Annotated in this window: 14 protein-coding genes and 1 pseudogene; 5 read left to right on the top strand and 10 right to left on the bottom strand. The window is 66.1% G+C overall.

Annotation, left to right across the window (positions count from 1 at the left end; genetic code table 11):
• Window positions 1-54: 54 nt before the first annotated feature.
• The 6 genes from RT513_RS10620 to RT513_RS10595 are packed head-to-tail and all read right to left on the bottom strand — an operon-like array spanning window position 55 to window position 7,528.
• Entirely contained in the window at window positions 55-1,617 is a 1,563-nt protein-coding gene (locus RT513_RS10620) for an O-antigen ligase family protein (protein ID WP_313534001.1), read from the bottom strand.
• A complete protein-coding gene (locus RT513_RS10615) occupies window positions 1,614-2,282 on the bottom strand; it encodes a hypothetical protein (protein WP_313533999.1) in 669 nt (222 codons plus the stop codon). The genes RT513_RS10620 and RT513_RS10615 overlap by 4 nt, the downstream gene beginning before the upstream one ends.
• Window positions 2,279-3,787 (bottom strand): GumC family protein, encoded by a 1,509-nt coding sequence (locus tag RT513_RS10610; RefSeq protein ID WP_290686926.1) that lies wholly within the window; start codon window positions 3,785-3,787, stop codon window positions 2,279-2,281. The genes RT513_RS10615 and RT513_RS10610 overlap by 4 nt, the downstream gene beginning before the upstream one ends.
• A 5-nt stretch (window positions 3,788-3,792) precedes the next feature.
• Complete coding sequence (locus RT513_RS10605) at window positions 3,793-5,214, bottom strand: lipopolysaccharide biosynthesis protein (protein WP_179209213.1); 1,422 nt, start codon at window positions 5,212-5,214, stop codon at window positions 3,793-3,795.
• Window positions 5,211-6,311: a glycosyltransferase gene (locus RT513_RS10600; protein ID WP_290686928.1), complete on the bottom strand. Its 1,101-nt coding sequence runs from the start codon at window positions 6,309-6,311 to the stop codon at window positions 5,211-5,213. The genes RT513_RS10605 and RT513_RS10600 overlap by 4 nt, the downstream gene beginning before the upstream one ends.
• Window positions 6,305-7,528: a DegT/DnrJ/EryC1/StrS family aminotransferase gene (locus tag RT513_RS10595; protein ID WP_290686930.1), complete on the bottom strand. Its 1,224-nt coding sequence runs from the start codon at window positions 7,526-7,528 to the stop codon at window positions 6,305-6,307. Before RT513_RS10595 ends, RT513_RS10600 begins: the two co-directional genes overlap by 7 nt.
• A gap of 295 nt (window positions 7,529-7,823) precedes the next feature.
• Between RT513_RS10595 and RT513_RS10590 the strand changes: the two genes are divergently transcribed.
• The 3 genes from RT513_RS10590 to RT513_RS10580 are packed head-to-tail and all read left to right on the top strand — an operon-like array spanning window position 7,824 to window position 11,223.
• A complete protein-coding gene (locus RT513_RS10590) occupies window positions 7,824-8,819 on the top strand; it encodes a glycosyltransferase family 2 protein (protein ID WP_313533995.1) in 996 nt (331 codons plus the stop codon).
• Window positions 8,816-10,138, top strand: a complete 1,323-nt coding sequence (locus RT513_RS10585) for a right-handed parallel beta-helix repeat-containing protein (protein ID WP_290686934.1) — start codon at window positions 8,816-8,818, stop codon at window positions 10,136-10,138. The genes RT513_RS10590 and RT513_RS10585 overlap by 4 nt, the downstream gene beginning before the upstream one ends.
• Window positions 10,135-11,223, top strand: a complete 1,089-nt coding sequence (locus RT513_RS10580) for a glycosyltransferase family 4 protein (RefSeq protein ID WP_088215997.1) — start codon at window positions 10,135-10,137, stop codon at window positions 11,221-11,223. The genes RT513_RS10585 and RT513_RS10580 overlap by 4 nt, the downstream gene beginning before the upstream one ends.
• Here RT513_RS10580 and RT513_RS10575 read toward each other — a convergent pair.
• The 4 genes from RT513_RS10575 to RT513_RS10560 all read right to left on the bottom strand — a co-directional run bounded on the left by RT513_RS10575 (window position 11,220) and on the right by RT513_RS10560 (window position 17,032).
• On the bottom strand, window positions 11,220-12,704 hold the full coding sequence (locus tag RT513_RS10575) for a right-handed parallel beta-helix repeat-containing protein (protein ID WP_313533994.1): 1,485 nt from the start codon (window positions 12,702-12,704) through the stop codon (window positions 11,220-11,222). The genes RT513_RS10580 and RT513_RS10575 overlap by 4 nt on opposite strands.
• A 69-nt stretch (window positions 12,705-12,773) precedes the next feature.
• Window positions 12,774-13,964, bottom strand: coding sequence for a polysaccharide biosynthesis/export family protein (locus RT513_RS10570; protein WP_290686939.1), 1,191 nt, complete (start codon window positions 13,962-13,964; stop codon window positions 12,774-12,776).
• A 249-nt stretch (window positions 13,965-14,213) separates the two neighbouring features.
• Window positions 14,214-16,748 (bottom strand): response regulator, encoded by a 2,535-nt coding sequence (locus tag RT513_RS10565; RefSeq protein WP_313533993.1) that lies wholly within the window; start codon window positions 16,746-16,748, stop codon window positions 14,214-14,216.
• Window positions 16,745-17,032, bottom strand: a complete 288-nt coding sequence (locus RT513_RS10560) for a hypothetical protein (RefSeq protein ID WP_313533992.1) — start codon at window positions 17,030-17,032, stop codon at window positions 16,745-16,747. Before RT513_RS10560 ends, RT513_RS10565 begins: the two co-directional genes overlap by 4 nt.
• A gap of 261 nt (window positions 17,033-17,293) precedes the next feature.
• Here RT513_RS10560 and RT513_RS10555 point away from each other — a divergent pair, with 261 nt between their 5' ends.
• Window positions 17,294-18,415, top strand: a complete 1,122-nt coding sequence (locus RT513_RS10555) for an ABC transporter permease (RefSeq protein ID WP_290686947.1) — start codon at window positions 17,294-17,296, stop codon at window positions 18,413-18,415.
• A pseudogene (locus RT513_RS10550) lies at window positions 18,416-18,536 on the top strand (ABC transporter ATP-binding protein); the annotation flags it as partial.

The raw sequence follows: 18,536 nt of genomic DNA, 5'->3' as shown, positions 1-18,536 counted from the left end.
CGTTGTATTGGATCCGGGCATATGAAACTGCCGGTAGAATTCTTGAATGGGTTTTCATCTCAATGGGTGCCTTTCGGCTCCGAGCAATCGCGGAGGGCGAGTTGACCACTCCTCCGCCTGAATGGCGTTGGGTTCTGAAAGAAACGACCGTTCGTTCAGAAATGCCGCCTGGAGAAGCCCCAGAAGCACGGCGATGACCTGTGAAACCGGAAGGCTCAGGCGAAAACCCGGGTCGATGGTGCCGTGAAGCAGATGGGCGACAAGGCCGAATGCAACGCCAAGGGCTATGGAACGGCTGAGGGGAGACCGGTATTTACGGAAGCCGCGAATTCCAAGATAGATGCCGATCCCGAATATTCCCAGAAACCCGGCAAACCCGATGATCCCGACTTCTACTGCGGCGAAAAGATACATGTTGTGAACGACGTGATTAACGGGACCGAAAAGCCCTGTCGCACCGGTTTTGTCCAATCGGGCGAAAGCGGGTGCGAAATTGTTCAGACCCTGGCCGATAAATGGCGAGTTCATGAATACCTGCCATGCCGCATGGTTCATCGTCGAGCGGTGAGAGAGGCTGCCGCCGTCATCGCCGAACATCCGCTCCATCGCCTGGCCCCCGAACAGGCCGACCATGACGAGCGTCAGGAACAGGCCCGTGCCGATGACCGCCAGCCCGCGCGGCGTCAGGAAACGGTGCCGGGCGAGGAGCCATGCCTCTATCGGCAGCAGCAACCCCATGGCGAGCCAGCCGCCGCGCGACAGGCTGAGCGCCAACCCGGCCAGCCCCAGCGTGACTGCCAGACCGAACAGCACGTGGTTGCCCAGCCCCCGTGCCATCAGCCACGCCCCGAACAGCAGCGGCAACAGCAGCTCATAGAAATAGGCCAGCATGTTGGGATTGCCGAGCGTGCCGGTGGAGCGGACCTTGGCCTCGAAGGCGACGGATTCGATGGCCACCCCCTGATCGCCCAGAAAGCCCAGACCCAGCCCGGTGCCGCCCACCCCCTGCGCGATGGAGATCAGCGCCTGAAAGATCATCGTCACGGCCAGCGCTTGGAGGAAGAACCACAGCCGGTCCGGTGTGATGTTCGCTACCGTCACCATCAGCAGCAGAAGCATCGACAGCCGCAGGATCTCGAACCAGACCAGCGCCGGATCGGGCGCTTTCAGCAGGCTCAGCACGCCCGCGGCCGCATAGGCCAGCCACGGCAGCATGACCAGCACCGGCATCCTAAGGCTCCGCCCCGCCAGCAGCCGCAGGCCAAGAACGGTCAGGGCGGCGAGAAAGCTCAGCGTGATGGTGACGCCCGCCGCGCCGCCGACATTCTCGACGTAATGCCCCACCGTATTCACATGCAGAAACAGCGTGAAGGACACGGCGAGCGGCAGGCCGAACGCCAGGAGCAGCAGCATCCACCGCTCGGCCTGACCAATGGCGATCAGCCCCAGAAACCCCGCCAGGCAGCCGAAGGCCAGCCCGCCCGCGACGAAGATCTTCGTCGGCGCAAAGATCAGCACCATCGTCAGCACGCCCGTCGCCACGCCAGCCAGAAGGGCTGGCAGGAGAGCGGGCAGCAGCGTCGCGGCGCGCGGGCGGAGGGGGGCTGTGAGGCTCATCGCGCGACCCGGTTGAGGATCAGCCCGTCGATCCGCGCGCCCACCGTCGCCAGCGCGTCAGCGGCGGCCATCACGGCATCACTGGTGCTTTGGCCCGCATCGACCACAAGGTATATCTCGTTCGCCTTCTGACCGATCAGCAGCATGTCCGGCGCCGTTCCGATCGGCGGACAGTCGAGCAGAAGGAAATCGAACCGCCCGGTCGCCCCGTCTATCAGCGTCTCCAGCCGCCGGGGATGGAGGAGCGCGGCTGCGTCCTGCGTCTCCTCCAACCCGGCGGAGATGACGGGCGGGCGCAGATCGTTCGGCAGTTGCAGCGCCTCTGCCAGCGGAAGGCGGCCGGTGAGCAGCTGCGCGAGGCCGGGGCGGCGGGGCAGGGCGAGCAGCCCCTCCACGGCGGGCCGGCGCAGGTTGGCCTCCACCAACAGGGCGCGGGCGCGGAATTCGGCATGCAGCGCTGCGGCAAGCCCGGTGGCGAAGGTGGTGACACCGGCGCCCGGCGTCAGCGCGGTGATCGCGACGGTGACCGGCCGTTCCTCCACCCGCCGCGCCTGCCGGGCGATGAGCGCCCCGGCTAGCCCGCGGGCATGTCCCGCAGCGGCCCGCAGCCGAGCAGCGCCGGGAGAGGTGTCGTAAAGGGCAAGGGGGAGGGAGGGCGCGTTCATGACAACCTCGGAACGGTTGCGACCACGGGAAGGCCAAGGCGACGTTCGACATCGCCGGGGCGGCGCAGGCGACGGTCGGTCAGGCCAAGGAAAATGGCGAGCGCCGTGCCTGCCAGCAGGCCGAATATCCCCCCGATGGCCAGCACGAGCGAGCGTTTCGGCGCGGCGGGCTCCACCGGCACGGTCACTGACCCGAACTGCGCGGTGGAGGTGACGTTCAGCCGGTCCAGCGCCTCGTTCATGCGCAGGCGTTCGTACTGGCGCTGATACTCCTCCAGCCGTTCCCGCTGACGGGTGACGTTCTGGCCCAGCGACTCGAATTGCAGCGCGCCCTCGTTGATCCGTTGCAATGCCGCGCGGCGATCGGCGATGCGGGCTTCGACCTGCGCCATCCGCTCACCGCTGGAACGCAGGAGGCCGTCGATCTGCCGGTTGAGCGTGTCGTGCTTGCGCTCCCTTAGCCCCGCGATCTCCTCTGTCACCTCACGGACTTCACGGGCATCGTCCGAATAACGGCTGGCAAGGCGGCTCCGCTCCGTGGAGGCGGCGACGTAGCTTTCGTCGAGCGCCGTCAGCGGGGTCGCGTTCAGCATGGCGGGGGTTTCGACCCATTCCGCCCCGTCGTTGAAATCCGCGGTCACCTGCGCGCGGGTCTGGCGCAGATCCTCCATCTCCGCCTGGAGCCTGTCACGGTCCTTCTCCATCTCGGAAATGGCGGTCAGGGCGAGGTCGCGCTCCACGTCGAGCCGGCTCATGTCGGAGCTGCGCTGGAAGGCCGAGAAGGCATCCTCCGCCCCCCGCAGATCCCGTTCAGCGAGCGTCACCTGATCGCGGTAGAAATCGGCGGATGCGGTGGAGGAATGGATGGCCACGTGCCGCGCCTGATAGGCGTCGAGATAACGCTGCAGCGCATAGGCCGCGAACCGCGGATCGTCCCAGGCGAACTCCGCCTGGATGATGTCGGTTTCCTTGATGTAATTGACGTTGAACGCATCCATGTAGGCCTGCGCGATCTTCTCCTCCGGGTGCTTTCCGGCCCCGAGACCGAGCATCGTGCGAAGGCTGCCCATCGCCGTCTTCACGACGCCCGCTACTCCGCCCAGCAGCCGCCCGACGAAGGAGGAGGCAGCCGTGTCATGCGCGGCAAGCTCTGCCTGTTTGGCCTGAAGATCGGCAAAGACCTCATGGGTGAGTGTCGGATCGCGCAGGATCTCGATCTCGTTGTTGATGCTCTGGGGGCGTTCCTGAAAGATCACGTTCTGCTGGGGCACCTGTGCCACCTGAAGCGCGCTGAACTTTTCCCGTCCGACCTTCACCAGCATCTTGGTGGAGGCGACATAGGCCGGGCCGGTCATCATCAGGTAGCCGAGCGCCGTGACCGCGGCCACCGCCGCGACCATGAGGATCAGCCGCCAGTGTTCACGGATCATCGTGGCGAGTTCCGCGAGCGTCAGCGGCCGGTCGGAGGCGGAGGGCAATGCGGGGGAGCGGGGAGGGGGTGTCATCTGGATCACCGCGCTTGCAGGGGCTGAAGGGGATTGCGAACCTCTCCGGCGCGCAGAAGGCCGGAGAACAGGATGATGAGGGCATAGACCGCCAGCCCCGCGACGCCGCCCAGCGTCTCCGACAAAGGGCGGAGGGCGAGCATGGTGACCGTCATGGCGGCCCCGGCGAACAACACCCAGAGGATGAGGCGGCGGGCGAGCAGCCCCTCCACCCGTGCGCGGACGACGATGAGCGGCACCCCGGCGATGACCGCCTCTGCGGCAACCGCGCTCCACGCCGCGCCCTGCGGCCCGAGGCGGGACACGAGCAGCGGGCAGAGCACCAGGTTCACCGCCAGCGCCGCCGCCGCCGCCGGGATCAGCATGCCCTGCCGCCCGATGGCCACGATCACCGGCAGCAGCGCCATGCCGATGGCGGTCAGCGCGAGCTGCATCGACAGGATCGCCGCGACGGGGGCGCTTGCCGCAAAGGCGGGGCCGTAGATCAGGCCGACCACCGGCCCGGAGAGCAACGGCGCCGCCAGCACGACCGGAAGGCCAAAGGCCAGCGCCAGCGCCAGCGCCCGCTGTGCCGCGCCGGTAACGGCGCCGTCCTGCTGCAACCGCGTGAAGATGACGAACATCGGCGTGATCGCCGTGGCCACCAAGGCCGCGCCAAGCTCCAGAAACCGTTGCGCGGCAAAGAAGATCGCGAGATCCTCTGGTCCGCGCAGCCATTGCAGCACGGCAATCGCCAGCCGCAGGTTCAACATGGCGAGCAGGCCGGAAAGGCCGAGCGGCCCCGCGATGCGCAGGATCGGCAGCGCATGTTCCGCCACGCGCCCGAAGCCGACGCCCATCAGCCGCCAGCAGAGCGCGAGCCCCAGCCCGGCATAGGCCAGCCCCGCCAGCATATGCGCCCCGATCAGCAGGTCCGGCCGTCCGGGCGCGAGCCACAGCACCGGCGCCGCGGTGGACACCAGCACCGCCACATAGAGATATCCGGCCAGACGCGAATACTGCGGCTGCCCGCCCACCTGAAACACGGGCTCGAAGAAGCGGGCGCCCAGAAGCGGGGTCAGCAGACAGGCGAGCGTCATCACCGTCCAGAGCGAGGGGGGCAGGAACAGATAGGTCGCCCCTGCCCCCACAAGCCCCGCGACAAGGGAAATCGCCAGACGAAGCGCCACGAAGCTGCCCAGCATATTCCCCTGCTCCGCCGCGGGTGTGGCGGTCAGCAGCGTGCCGAGCGCTGCCGTAGTTCCCAGATCGGCAAAGGACCACACGATGGCCAGAAACCCCACGCCAAGCGCATAGGTGCCCACATCGGCGAGGCTCATCACATGGCTGGCCGCGATCAGGATGCCCGCGCCGCCCGCAACATAGAGAAACCGGCCCAGAGCCTGGGCGGCAAGGTTGCGGCGGTATTCGCGGGCGTCGCGGCTCATACCGCCTCCGCCTGTCCGGCGCGTTGCACGCGGCCGCCCGGAACGGCGGGGCCGCCGATCCATGCCTCGCCCTCGCGCACCCGCTCGAACAGGTGCACGTAGTCCCGCGCCATGCGGGCCACGTCGAACCGCTCCTCCGCCCAGCGGCGGCAGGCCGCGGGGTCGAGCTGGCCGACGTTGCGCATCGCCTCCGCCAGATCCTTCGTTCCATCGACGAGGAACCCCGAAACGCCGTGGTCGATCTGCTCGGGCAGCCCGCCGGAGCGATAGGCGATCACCGGCGTCCCGCAGGCCAGCGCCTGGATCACCACCATCGGCAGCGCATCCATCCAGCGCGGTGTCTGGACCAGCGCCCGCGCCGCGCCCAGCACGGCGGGGAGGTCGTTCGTCTCCCCCTTCCAGCTGATCCCGCGGCCCAGCATGGTCAGCGGGCGCACCACGGCGGAGTAATAGAGCCGGTGCTCCGGCACCCCGTAGATGTCGAGCGGCACGCCCGCCCGCAGCGCGGCGAGAATGGCCTCATGCTGCGCCTTGTAGGGGGCGACCTTGGCGATATGCACGATGGGCGCCGTCTTTTGCCGCACGAAACGGTAGCGGCTGAGATCGACGCCATAGTTCACATGCGGCATCCCGCCGCCGATCGCTTCGGCATGCCCGCGCCCTGCGGCGACGATGTTGGGGCGTTGGTAATCCGGCCCCACCGGGATGCAGCTCGAGATCAGGAAGGGGAACCGCTCGGGATGCCGGAGGACATAGAGGTTCTCGAACGACCAGTCGTGGATCACGTCCACCGGGTCTGCCTCCAGCGCGGCCTTCATGATCTCGTAGAGCGGCTCCTCGCTCAGCCTGTCGGCGGCCTTGTTCACGCCGGTCAGCTCCCGCCCGGGTGCGGGGATCGGGATGAGCCTGCCGCTGCTCCGGCTGCCCTCGCGGGCGAACAGAGTCACGTCATGGCCCTGCCGGATCAACTCTTCGCAGTATTCGTGAACCACCCGCTCGATCCCGCCGTAGCCGTTGGGCGGCGTCGCGCGATAGATGGTGGAGACGACGGCGACGCGCAGGGGCTGGCCTGATCGGAGAGGCCGGAATGTCAGCATGAGAACCACTCCAGAACGCGCCGCACGGCGATGCAGGCGGCTTCGACTTCTTCATCCGTCATCGCGCTGGAAAGCGGCAGCGACAGGGTGCGCTCGCTCACCCGATCCGCGTTCGGCAGGTCCTGCCAGCCGATGACCTTCGCCGAGCGGAAGCCGCTCAGCAGATGCACGCCCCGGTAATGCACGCCCACGCCGACATTCTCCGCCTGAATGGCGTTCAGCACGCCATCCCGATCGATGCTCAGCTCTCCGGGCCGGATCTGCACGGCGAAGAGGTGGTAGGCATGGCGGGATGACGGGTCGGGCAGGGGCGGCAGGTCGATGGGCAGGTCCGTCAGCGCGGCCCGGTAGTGGGCGACGATCTCCTCCCGCCGGCGCCACCGCCGCTCCACCCCGGCGAGCTGAACCCGGCCGATGGCTGCGGCGATGTCGTTCATGTTGTATTTCCAGCCGACCTCCGGCACGTCGTAATGCTGGTATCCCGCCGCCGAAAACCGCTTCCACGCATCGCGGCTCAACCCGTGCAGGCTCAGCATGCGTGCCCGCTCCATGAGCGCCGGATCACGGGCGACGAACATGCCGCCCTCTCCCGTGGTGAGCGTCTTGTTGGCGTAGAAGCTGAAGCAGCTTATCGCCCCGATGGTGCCCGCATGAGCGCCGCGCCATGTGGTCTCCACCGCGTGGGCGCAATCCTCCACCACCGGAAGGCCGGCGGCATCGGCGATGGCCATGATCGGCCCCATGTCGCAGATCCGCCCGTACATGTGGACGACGATGATGGCCCGGGTGCGCGGGGTGATGCGGGCGGCGATCTGCTCGGGCAGGATGTTGCCGGTCTCCGGGTCGCAGTCGCAGAGCACGGGCGTCGCCCCGGCATGGAGAATGGCGCTCACCGTGGCGCAAAAGGTCATGGCGGTGGTGATGACCTCATCTCCCGGCTCCAGGTCGAGAACCTGCATCGCCAGATGCAGTGCCGCCGTCGCGGAATTCACCGCCACCGCGCCGGAAGCGCCGATGTAATTCGCAAAGGATTCCTCGAACCGCCGTGTTTCGGGACCGGCGCCGATCCAGAGGCTGGAAATCACCGCCCCCACGCTGTCGATTTCTTCCTGCCCTATGTCGGGCTTGCCAAAGACAATGAAGGATTCCCGTTCCCGAATGGGAGCGCTTCCGAAGATCGCCGGTTTCTGCTTGGCGTGGATGCCGCTCATATCCATGGGAAAATCCTTCGCAACAAATTTTCAATGCACTTCCCTGTCCATCGACAGGAAAGCGGGCGGTACAGCGCGGATGGTCTGTAGTCTTTACGGCTTAATTTTCATTACAGCTGATCTGATTGAATTTCAGGGTGAGACTCTCTTAGATAATTACTCCACAGAGTGATCGTAAATTTATTAGCCTGCGAAACTTAATGGCATTATCAATGCCTGGTTGTAGCGGGTGATAAATGGGTTATGGATATCTTATTAACAATTCACGACCGGCGGGCCGACTTGTCAAGCAAACATTTGCATGTATTATTTGATCCTATTGAGGATCGCCTGTCCAGGAGAGGGTTTCCGGGAAATGGAACAACCCGCGATTTCAGTTATTATCCCGACCTACAACCGAAAGGATGCATTGGAACGATGTCTCGATGCATTGCGCAAACAGGTTTTGCAGAATGCTAAATTCGAGGTTCTGGTTATTGACGATGGTTCACCGGAAGAGATTCAACCGCTGGTAACAAAATACGCCGGAAGTCGAATCACCTGCATCAGGCAGAATCAGTCAGGCGCGAACGCGGCCCGCAATCGCGGGTTGTCTGAAGCCCGCGCGCCTGTCGTCCTGTTTCTGAACGACGATACGATCGCGGAGCCTGACCTGCTCGCCCGCCATCTGGCGCTCCACGACCGCTACCCGGAGGAGGAGGTGGCCGTGCTGGGCTGCATGACCATCCACCCCGATTTCGCCGCCAATCGGCTTTCGCCGCTGCATCATGACGCGTCCTTCGCGCCGCTCGCCGGGCGGGAGGAAGTGGACTGGACCGCGTTCTTCACCTGCAACCTGTCGGTCAAGGCCGCGTTTCTCGCCCGTCATGGCCAGTTTGACGAAGCGCTGCGCTGGCACGAGGATATCGAACTCGGCCAGCGTCTTGCGCCGCACGGGCTGCGGCTGCTCTACGCGCCGGAGGCCCTGGGCTATCACTGGCATTCGCTGGACGAGACGCAGTTCCTCCGTATCGCGGAGCGGGAGGGGACGGCGCTGGCGCTGTGGTGGAAGAAGGCGCCCGACCTTGCCCCGGTGCTCGGCGCGCTCGGCATGGTCGGACCGGAGACGCTGCCCCCCGCCTTCCGCCACCGGCTGGGAGATGCCGCCTTCGCCACGTTCGGGGATGCCGCGGCGCTGCGGCTGGCGGAGCAGGTCAGCCCCCTCGCCCCCGGCCTGTCCCGCGCGATCTGGCGCAAGGTCTTTCAGTTCCGCAAGCGCCGCGCCATCAGGGATGAGCTGTCGCGGGTGGCTTCGTGAGCCTCGCGCTCTCCCGCCGCGCGCTGCTGGCGCTGGCCACCCTGCCGCTCCTGACGCCGCTCCGGGTGGGCGCGAGCGAGGTCCTCGTCACCGACCGGCCGGGCGAGGTGCCATGGGCCAGCCTGCCGCCCGGCGCGGAGGTGGTGATCCGGGCCGGGCGCTACGACATGCCGCTCGTCATCCCGGCCAGGGGAACCGCGGGCCGACCCATCCTGATCCGCGCGGAAACCCCCGGCGGCGCCCGTTTCACCCAGCCCATCCACCTTGACGGCGCGCGCCACACCATCCTCCGCGATGTCACGATGACGGGCACGGAACATTCGGCCATCGTCCTGCAACAAGGGGCGGAGGCGGTGACCGTGGAGGGCTGTCTGCTGCAGGATACCGCGCTCGGCATCTGGATCGGCAACGGGGCGGGGGCGGGGCACCGGCTGATCGGCAATCGGCTCGAACGCTGCCGAACGATGGGCATTGCCATCGACGCCCTGAACGCCGCACCGGGGCGGGAGACGTGGATTCAACGCAATGAAATCCTCGACACCGGCATTCATGGCATGGAAATCCATGGCAGCCATTACATCGTGACCCATAACGCGGTCCGCCGCAGCGGACAGAGGAGCGCCGGGTGCTCCGGGATCCATACCTTCTGCCGTGCGCCGGAGGATGATCATGGCAAGAACAATGTCATCGCCTTCAACATCTGCTCCGACACGCGGGAGGTGGAGGCGCAGGACGGCAACGGAATTCAGGCCGATCAGTGGTGCGACGACAATCTGATCGCCTTCAACATCTGCTACGGAAATGACGGGGCGGGGATCAATCTCTATGATGCCTCGCGGACGGTGGTGGTCAACAATACCGTCGTCGGCAACATGCGGGATCCGGGCCGGACCCATGCCTATCCGGCGGAGATCACGCTCTCCTCCGACTACACCCGGCGCATGGTCCGCCCCTCCGGCAACCGGATCGAGAGCAACATCTGCGTTGCTACACGGAGAGAGACGACCGCGCTCTGGGTGGAGGCGACGGCAGGCTCCATGCCCCAGCGGATCGGCAACAACCTCGTTTACAACGCTGCGGGCGGAGAGGCATTTTTCTGGGCGCCCCGGCGTTGGCGGGGCAGTTCGGCAGAGGTGTGGGCGGGCTTTACCGGCGGGGTTGACCGTGTGGCCGACCCGCGTTTCTACGATATCGACCAGCCGGGGCAGGAGGGGTTTCGTCTGCGCCCCGACTCGCCGGCCCGGGGGCTTGCGGTGAAGGATGCCGCGCTTTCGCTGCTCGATATCACCCCCACCGCCCTGGGTGCGGTCCAGGCATGAGACCGCTTCGCATCGCCGTGGACGCGCATGTGCTGGACGGCAAGCCGCAGGGGAGCCGGACATGGCTGCGGGAAACGCTGGCCCGCGCCATTCCTGCGGCACCGGAGATCCGCTGGCTGCTGCATGCCCATGACAGCGCCTCGCTCGGCCTGCTCGCCGCTCTGCCGAACGTCGAGTTTCGCCCCATACCCTATCGCCGGAGCATCGCGCGGCTCGGGATCTACTGGCCCCGCGTGATCGCGACGGGAGAGGCGGATTTCCACCTGTTCCAGTATCATGGGCCGCCCGTCTATCGCGAACGGCAGATCCTCGTCCTTCACGATCTGCTGTTCGAGAGCCACCCGGAATTCTTCCCCCCCCTCATGCGCAAACGCCTGCAGACGCTGGTCCGCGGCGGGGCGCGGCGGGCGGCGGCGCTGCTCACGGTCTCCGACTGGACGCGGGATGAGATCGCCCGCCGGTACGCGCTGTCGGCAGGGCGGGTGTTCCTCGCGCCGAACGGCGCGCCGTCCTTCCGGGGCGGGCGCGCGGGCGACGGCAGGACGGTGCTTTTCGTCGGGCGCATCGAGCCGCGCAAGAACCTCGGCCTGCTCCTCGACGCGCTTGACCTGATGACGACGCCCGACAGGCGGCTCATCGTCATCGGTCGTCCCGATTTCGGCAGCGACGGTGTGATCGCGCGGATGGAGGGGCGGAGCGACATCGCCTTTTTGCCCGATGCCTCGGACGAGGTGCTCGCCGGGTGGTATCGCCGCGCCGGGGTGCTGGCCTATCCGAGCAGGGGGGAGGGGTTCGGCATCCCGCTGGTGGAGGCGCTGTCTCTCGGCCTGCCGGTCGTCGCCAGCAGGGCCACCGCGATCCCGGAGGTCGCAGGCCCCTTCGCCCGGTATTTTGACCCCGAGGCCGCGGATGCCCGGCAGCGCCTTGCCCATCTGCTGGACGAGGCGCTGGCCGATGCCGCGCCCCCTGCCACGGATGCGATCGCACGTCACCTCTCCCGTTTCACATGGGAGAAATCGGCAGAGGGTCTGTTGGCCGCCATCGGTCATGCGGCAGGTCAGGGGGCCGCGCGGCGCGCCTCCTAGGCAAGCAGCCAGTCGCCCACCAGCCCGACGGTGCTGTCCCACCCCTCCAACTCCGCGGGGCGGCCGTCGAGGATCAGTTGCAGACCGTTGAGATCATGCTCCATCTCGCCAACCGGGGCCGCGGCGAGGGTAAAGCCCTCGGCCCGATCCTCCCCATGCCGCGCCGAGCCGGAAAGCGCCTCCGCCGTAGCGAGGGTGAGGGTGCCGTCCTGCACCAGCGGCCCCATGTGACTTTGCCACAGATTGCCGTCGAATGCATTGTTCAGCGGTGCGGATTCCACATCCACATAAAGCGCAAACCCTTGAGAATGATCGGAAAGAACCGTGTTGTCCGTAATCACGTTGTCATGGGTGAGCTTGTTGCCAAGCGCGGGATTGCTGTTGATCAGCAACTCCGCCACGACGGTATGGCTATCGCTCCGATCCAGCAGATTGCCGAACAGCGTGTTGCCCGCCACCGTATTTCCCGCCGCGCCGTGAATACTGATGCCCGCGCCATCGTTGGAAAAGGCGAAGTTGTTTTCGACACGATTGCCGCTGGTGTAATGATCCAGAAGAATGCCGATACCGTCATTCCCGCCGCTGTCCAGATTGCCGTAGGAGACATTGCCGGAGATCACATTGTCCCGCCCCAGCCCCTCCGAAAGCGCGCGGGCATAGACGTGGATGCCGGATGCCCCCTCAATCAGACGCCCGTTGCCAAACACCGTATTCCCGTCAACCAGCGTATTGTTCGCATAGACGTCTATCCCGTGGCTGCCGTTGAAGGATACGGTATTTCCTTCGATCCGGTTGCCATGTCCTGCGGTCGTCGCCACGCGATCCAGCGCGATGCCGACGCCCAGATTTCCCGAGACGCTGTTGCCCGTGATCACATTGTCGCCGCCCGAATTCTGCGAGAACCAGATGCCGCCTGCATTTCCGGTGATGGTGTTGTCGCTGATCGTCACCCCGCGCGCGCCTGCGGTGAGCGTGACACCCGCATAGTCGCTGCCCCTGATGTCGAACCCTGCCAACCCACCGCCCGTCGCGCCTTCGAACACGACGCTTCCCAGAAGGGTGGCCGCTCCGCTGCCATAACTGCCGATGGAGATATCGCCGCCCGAGACGATGATATTCCCCTCCCAGGCCGTGCCCGCCTTCTGAAGATAGGTGGTGCCGTCCTGCCAGGTCACCTCATGCCAGCTCCGAAATGGAGCATCCACGCTGCCATCCCCCGACGCGGCCGCCGTCGGATCTATGTAGATCGTGGCGGGTGAGGCAGTGGGCAGCGCCTTTGCCATCACCACCGCCTCAGGGGCTGACAGGCTCTCCCCGCTGCCCGCTGCGACCTCCACCTCTGCGGGTGGCGTGATCTTGGCGATGTCATGCAGGAAAAGATCGGGAAGAGGCGGCGCCTTTTCTGCCGCTTCTTCCTGCTGCGTGTCCGTGAACTGCACGGCGTGATCGGGTAGCGGTTTCGCCTGATTGGTTTCGGGCAAGGATGCCTCCATCATTTCGGGAAATTCCCCCCACGATCAGGTTCCTCCAGCCCCGGAAACGCGATGGGTCTATTGACTGACGCTCCTTCGTGCGACCATGAGCACATCCCCCGGCTCGACCCGTGTCGTCAGTCCAATCGGGCCGATAACGGGCGCGTCGCCGCGTATGATGCTGAAGTCATACTGCCCGATTGTTTCGCTATTGGAAAGAGTGTTGCTGCCCGTCGCCTCCATCAGCGCACCTTCCGCACGCAATGAATTGCTCAAGCTGCGCAGTTGGGTTTCCGTATCGCGCAACTCCGTCAGCAGGGATTCCCGGAATCCGGCCTCGATATCAACCATCCGCTCCTCGAGTTCGATCACCGCAACGCGGGACTGGTTGCGCAGGATGTTGCTCTGCATCTGGTTGCCGCGGGTATTGTCTTCTTCCCGCATGATGTCGTTCACGCGCTCCGACGTGACCATGCCGCGGTCCCGCGCGTCGCGCAGCTTGGCCAGTTCGCCGGAGAGTTCGTCCAGCATGGATGTCTGCTGGGCGATCCGGGCGTCATGGGCGGCCATTTCCTCCTGTCGCGCCGCGCTGTTGGATCGCAGGATCTCGATCTGCCGTTCCTTCTGGCCAAAACGGGTGGAGAGGAGCTGGCGCTCCTTTTCCAGAAGCGGCGCGGCGGCGGCATCGCTCAGACCGGCCTCGGACGCGGTGATGTCGAAATCATGATCACCCGCCAGCTCGGCGTTCAACCGGGCGGTGCGGATGAGAAGGGCGCCCCTCTGCAGCGCCGCATCGGCATGGGCCTGCTCGGCACGCGTGCCGATGACCATTTCGTTCAGCGGGTCGCCGGACTCCAGCCGCCGCCCGAAACCGCCGGCAAGGGCAACCGCCTGCATGACCGTCAGCTTGGCGCGATGCGGATAGCCCCCGGGCTGTGAAACGGCTCCGGCGATGTAAAACGGCCGATGCTGGACGATCTGAATGGCAACGGAGGGGTCTCGCACCGTCTCCGCCGCCTTTGACGTCACGACGGCCTCGAAATCCCGGAGCGTCAGCCCCTCTGCCGACACAAGCCCGACGCCCGGGAGGGATACTGCGCCGTCATCCTGCACCACATAGGTGCCGTTCGCCTCTCCCCGCTGCAGGATTGTAAGGGCGATTTCATCTCCCGGGCCCAGCCGATAGGCTTCCGGCTCGGCAGAGAGAGGGCCCGCCGACATCGCGAGCAACAGGACCATGGCACCACGCAGGCGCAGAGAGCCACCCATCGGGCGCAGAGCCCCTGCCAATCGACCGGACAATCTCACGATAACTCATCCTCGTCATCTGGCCGGTCGCAGAAAGCGTCGGACCTGTTGCAAATGGTTGCTGAAAATAAAATCCTCCAAACATTACGATGTATGGTTTTTCCGGTCCATCACGAACATGCACATGGCAGCGCGGCGCCGCATGTTTTGTGGGACTTGCTCCATTTCCGGGCAGGTTGGATCATGCGGACCGCAGAGCGGAGGCACGCTTCAACCAAAGCGCGTGACCTTTACCGCTTCGCCATCTGGCGGTGACTCGGTCAGCGCCCTGACTGCGGCGAGCACTGGCAGAAGGGCCTGTTCCAGCGCCGGGAGCCGGGCCATCGCCTCCCCCTCCGTGCCGCGATCCAGCATGTCCTCCACCTCGCTCGCGATGTCGCGCACAGCGGCCGCTTCTATCGTCGCCGCGTCGCCCCGAAGGGCGTGGGCCAGCCGCCGCGCTTCTGCCGGTTGCTGAAGATGCAGCAGCCCCGCAATATCGTTCGGGGCGGACGCATAGGCCGCCGCAAAGTGCTGGAGCAGGCGGCGAAGCAGGTCGCGCTTGCCGCTCACCCGCCGAAGCGCGGCGGCGATATCTATCGGAGGCCCGCTTGCGGCAGCCGCAGTCTGCGGGGCGTCGATCACCCCGGGTTTCAGCCACCGGTCGAGCGTCTGGACCAGGAGGGCCGGATCCACGGGCTTCGCGATATGGTCATCCATTCCGGCGTCGAAACAACGCTGTCGCTCATGTTCATGCGCATGGGCGGTCATCGCGATGATCGGCAGGTCCGAAAAGGCGGGCAGGGCGCGGATGGCGCGGGTCGCGGCAAGCCCGTCCATTTCCGGCATTTGCACATCCATGAGCACCGCGGCATAGCTGCCGCCCTGTGCGGTCACGCGCTCGACCGCGATCCTGCCGTTGGCGGCGGTGTCGATACGAAGCCCGGCATCTGCCAGAAGCGCCGTCGCGATCTCCCGGTTGATGTCATTGTCCTCAACCAGCAGCACTCGCGCGCCCTGAAGCCGCTCGGAAACCATGGGCGCCCGGACCGCCTCCCGCCGCTCTTCCGGGAAAAGACGCGACAGGGTGGTCATCATCGCCTGAGGATCGACGGGTTTGGCGAGAAAGGCGGCGATCTGTTCCACCCCGTGCTCCCCGGCGAAAGTATCGGCGCCATAGGCCGTGACGACCACGATGGCAGGCAGCTTCGGCAGGGCCAGCGCCTTGAGCGCGTTGACCGTATCCATCCCGTCCATCCCAGGCATCTTCCAGTCGAGCAGCAGCAGGTCGTACGGGCTGGCTGTTCCGGCCGCGGCAGCCACGGCGGCCACGGCTTCCGACCCGGAGGCGACCAGATCGGCCTCGACCCCCCAGCCGGTGAAGAATTCCGCCAGCAGTTGCCGGGCCGCGGGATTGTCATCGACCAGGAGCACGCGGAGGCTGCGCAGCCGCTCACAGGGGATCAATGGCGCGTCCTGCGCCAGACCGAATGTGACGGTGGCGACGAACGTGCTGCCGCGGCCGGGCTCGCTCTGCACCGAGATGCCGCCGCCCATGGTTTCCACGATCTGGCGGCAGATGGCGAGGCCAAGTCCTGTCCCGCCGAAACGGCGGGTGGTGGAACTGTCGGCCTGCGCGAAGGGTGAGAAAAGTTTCGCCTGCTGATCGGTCGTCATGCCGATCCCGGTATCGCTGACGGAAACCTCAACCGTCGCGCGGTCATTGGCCGCCGAGGTGAGACGCGCGGAAACGGTGACCGTGCCGCCGCTGGAGAACTTCACCGCGTTGCCGATGAGGTTCAGCAACACCTGCCCGAAGCGATGGGCGTCGCCGACGACGACATGGGGCAGGTCGTGCCCCAGCCGGAGGTGCAGGGCGACGCCCTTGATGTCGGCCTCCGCCCCCATCATCTGCACCTGCGCCTCGATCACCTTGCGGATGTCGAACGGCCGCTCTTCGAGCGAGAGCCGGCCGGCCTCGTTCTTGGAGTAGTCGAGAATGTCGTTGATGACGCGGAGCAGCGTTTCCCCCGCGTCGCTGATCTTGCGGACATGCTCATCCTGCCGGTTTGTCAGTGTGCCGCGCTGAAGCAGGTGGCAAAACCCCAGAATGGCGTTCATGGGCGTGCGGATCTCGTGGCTCATATTGGCAAGGAACAGGCCCTTGGACTGGTTCGCGGCCTCCGCCTCCTGCCTGCGCTCCGTCAGCCGGTCATTCGCGACGCTGAGTTCCGCGTGAAGCTGCCGGACCCGGTGGAAACGGAAGACGACCATGCGGATCAGCCACACAAGAACGCCGGTCTGGAATGCGACGATGGCGGCATGAAGCAACACGCGCGCCAGATGCGCATCGCTCGGAAACACCAGGCCCGGCAGCAGAACCAGCAAAAGGAGATGATGCAACCCGGTGACCAGAGCCGCCGCGAGCGTGGCGCGCTCATCGAACCAGGCGATGGTCAGGGCGAGCATGGCGAAGAAATACATGTGCCCGTCCATCTGCCAGGAATGGCCGTTCAGCAGCGCGAGGATCACCGCAGGCTCCGCCACCAGCGCCACGGCGGAGAGATAGCGCGTCGGCGGCGCGATCCCGTGGCGGTGCCAGGTCAGGTGATAGGCCCCCGCGATGAGGACGCCCGCCCCCAAAGCCTGAATCAACGAACGCCCGGTCATCTGTGCGATCACCGCCAGAAGCGGCACATGCGCCCAGAGGAGCGGAATGAGAAACCGTCCGAAACGGCGACGGAGGGCATCGAGTTCCTGGTTCATTTCGTCTCCTCCGACGTGAAGCAGCCCGCCGGTCGCGGTGCGGGCAGGACAAGCCAGGCGCCTGCTTTCCGCGCCGCTTCGGGAAAGGACGGCGAAGCGGAGCCCGCGATGATGAGATTGCCCACGCCACCCAGCTCGATCAGCGCTCCGCCCGATTCGCCCACGATGCGGAGGACTTCCCCCCGCCCGGCCCAGGGGGGGCCGAAGACCACATACTGTCCCGGCACGCCCGGCCACAGGGAGGCGGCCGCCAGCGCAGGAAGGCCCAGGGCGGCCAGCAGCATCGCTGGCCTCATGTCCCGCAGAGAAAAGGGGTGATCCGTCATCCGTCCACTTCCTCCCGCCAACCCACTCCGACGATGTGAGACTAGCGGCGAAGGTTTGCCGGAAGGTTAACCGCCCGTGCGGTTCCGGCCGGAAATCGTGCGGTTCCGGTCGGAAATAAGGTGCCGCAAAGCCACGGCGCGACTGGCCGGGACCAGGGGACATGTTGCCTCGCAACGCGCCGCATGCTTCTCTCGGCGGAAAGAACGGCGGAGCAGCGCGTGGCCGAAGCGACGGTAACGATGGAGGACACCGGCGGCGGCACGCGGGCCACGCTGTCGGGCGATTTCCGCGTGGCAGGGGTGGAGGCGCTCCGCGACCAGCTTAAAAGCATCGGCGGGTCGGGGCCGGTCGTCGTCGATGTCTCCGGCGTGGAGAAGCTGGATACGGCGGGCGCCTGGGCGCTGGTCTCGCTGCAGCGGCGGCTGAAGGCGGAGAAGGTAGAGCTGCGGTTTGAGGGGCTGGACGAGCCGCGGCGCGCGCTGATGGACACGGTAGGCGCGGCGATGGACAAGACCGCCCCGCCCGAGGAGGTTCCGCACGGCGCCCGCGTCTGGCTGGAGGGCGTGGGCCGCGCGGTCGTCAATGCGTGGAACGGCACGCTGGAGCTCGTCTATCTTCTGGGTGCCGTCCTCGCACGGCTGTGGAGCGACATCCTGCGCCCGAAGCAGCTCAGGATCGCGGCGCTCGTGTCGCAGATGCAGCAGGCCGGCTTGGACGCCGCCCCGATCGCGGCGCTCATGTCCTTCCTGATCGGGGTGGTGCTGGCCTATATGGGCTCGGTGCTGCTGCGACAGTTCGGAGCGGAAATCTTCGTTGTCGATCTCATCGCCGTCGCGGTGCTCCGCGAACTCGGCATCCTGCTCACCGCGATCATCGTGGCGGGGCGCTCCGGCTCCGCTTTCACCGCGTCCATCGGCACGATGAAGATGCGCGAGGAGATCGACGCGATGCGGGTGCTGGGGCTCGATCCCATCCAGATGCTGGTGCTGCCGCGGGTGCTGGCGCTGTTCATCATGCTGCCGCTGCTGACGGTGGTCGCGGATTTCGCGGGGGTGCTGGGCGGCGGGTTGATGGCGTGGATATCGCTCGACATTTCGCCGGGCATGTTCATCGCCCGTCTCTACGACGCGATCGGGGTCTGGCACTATCTCGTCGGGCTCATCAAGGCGCCATTCTTTGCGGTCATCATCGCCCTCATCGGCTGCAAGAACGGGCTGAAGGTGGGCGGCGACGCAGAGAGCCTCGGCCGGCTGACATCGGCCTCCGTGGTGCTTGCGATCTTTCTGGTGATCCTCGTTGACGCGCTGTTCGCCATCTTCTTTGCCACGGTGGGGGTCTGAATGGCGCAGGATACCGGACGCGAGGTGGTGATCGAGGTGCGCGGCCTCGTCAACAAGTTCGGCAGTCAGGTCGTGCATGACGGTCTGGATCTCGATGTCTATCGGGGAGAGGTGCTGGGCA

Source organism: Haematobacter sp., from assembly GCF_032102465.1.
Lineage (GTDB): Bacteria > Pseudomonadota > Alphaproteobacteria > Rhodobacterales > Rhodobacteraceae > Haematobacter.
The sequence above is the reverse complement of the archived record's forward strand: the minus strand, read 5'-3'. Positions and strand labels throughout refer to the sequence as shown.

Coding starts and splice junctions, on each gene's coding strand:
- RT513_RS10605 (WP_179209213.1), bottom strand. CDS start 5,214: ATGAGCCGCGACGCCCGCGAATACCGCCGCAACCTTGCCGCCCAGGCT.
- RT513_RS10620 (WP_313534001.1), bottom strand. CDS start 1,617: ATGAGCCTCACAGCCCCCCTCCGCCCGCGCGCCGCGACGCTGCTGCCC.
- RT513_RS10570 (WP_290686939.1), bottom strand. CDS start 13,964: ATGGGTGGCTCTCTGCGCCTGCGTGGTGCCATGGTCCTGTTGCTCGCG.
- RT513_RS10560 (WP_313533992.1), bottom strand. CDS start 17,032: ATGCTGCTGGCCGCCCTGGGCCTTCCTGCGCTGGCGGCCGCCTCCCTG.
- RT513_RS10595 (WP_290686930.1), bottom strand. CDS start 7,528: ATGGATATGAGCGGCATCCACGCCAAGCAGAAACCGGCGATCTTCGGA.
- RT513_RS10565 (WP_313533993.1), bottom strand. CDS start 16,748: ATGAACCAGGAACTCGATGCCCTCCGTCGCCGTTTCGGACGGTTTCTC.
- RT513_RS10615 (WP_313533999.1), bottom strand. CDS start 2,282: ATGAACGCGCCCTCCCTCCCCCTTGCCCTTTACGACACCTCTCCCGGC.
- RT513_RS10590 (WP_313533995.1), top strand. CDS start 7,824: ATGTATTATTTGATCCTATTGAGGATCGCCTGTCCAGGAGAGGGTTTC.
- RT513_RS10580 (WP_088215997.1), top strand. CDS start 10,135: ATGAGACCGCTTCGCATCGCCGTGGACGCGCATGTGCTGGACGGCAAG.
- RT513_RS10610 (WP_290686926.1), bottom strand. CDS start 3,787: ATGACACCCCCTCCCCGCTCCCCCGCATTGCCCTCCGCCTCCGACCGG.
- RT513_RS10600 (WP_290686928.1), bottom strand. CDS start 6,311: ATGCTGACATTCCGGCCTCTCCGATCAGGCCAGCCCCTGCGCGTCGCC.